The sequence below is a fragment of the Psychrobacter sp. FME13 genome (assembly GCF_014861395.1).
Lineage (GTDB): Bacteria > Pseudomonadota > Gammaproteobacteria > Pseudomonadales > Moraxellaceae > Psychrobacter.
The window spans coordinates 1-862 of the sequence record NZ_RRYV01000343.1 but is presented as its reverse complement, the minus strand read 5'-3'; the positions used below and the strand labels follow the sequence as shown (position 1 = coordinate 862).

General features: G+C 46.4%; 1 protein-coding gene. It reads left to right on the top strand.

The genetic code is table 11. From position 1 onward, the window contains the following. Positions 1-31: 31 nt before the first annotated feature. On the top strand, positions 32-862 hold an 831-nt coding region (locus EI164_RS16495), incomplete at its 3' end, for an IS30 family transposase (protein WP_192521046.1).

Below are 862 nucleotides of genomic sequence, written 5' to 3'. Positions count from 1 at the left end.
TTTATCCACCGACCAAAGTGAGATTGCAACCATGAACTATACACATCTAAGCCTAGGGGAACGATACCAGATTTATGCCCTTATAGGGGCAGAACATAATATTAAATTTATAGCGAGGGCGTTAAACAGAAGTCCCAGCACCATATCAAGAGAGCTTAGGCGTAATAAAGGCCTGCGCGGTTACCGAGCAAAGAATGCTAATAACAAGGCTTGTGACAGACGGTCAAACAATGCGCCCAGCATCATCGCTGACGTATGGGATTGGGTCACAGATAAGCTAAAAGACAGCTGGAGTCCTGAACAAATAGCCGGCGTTCATGGTGGTATTAGTCACATGAGCATCTATCGCTATATCTGGAGGGACAAGAGACAAGGCGGCAGGTTATGGCAGTGTCTCAGACGCAAAGCCAAACCTTACCGTAAGCGACTAACCGCTGAGACCCGAGGCCGTATCAACGACAGAGTCTCGATTCATGAGCGCCCTTGTATTGTGGAAGAACGATCACGTATTGGTGACTGGGAAGCGGATACCGTTATCGGTCAGCATCACAAGCAAGCGATTGTAACGCTCGTTGAACGTAAAACAGGACTGCTTAAAATGAAGCGTGTGGGTCATAAAACGGCACAGCAAGTATCAGAGGCAATGATAGGTATCCTAAAGCCAGTGAGGTTGCAGGTTAAGACCATTACCTCTGATAATGGTAAAGAGTTTGCTCAGCATAAGAAGGTGAAACAAAAGCTCTTTAGCGCTTTCTTCTTTGCCGATGCTTATGCGTCATGGCAGCGAGGAACCAACGAGAATACCAACGGATTAATCAGAGAGTTCTTGCCTAAGGGTTGTGACTTTAGACAAGTCTCTGAT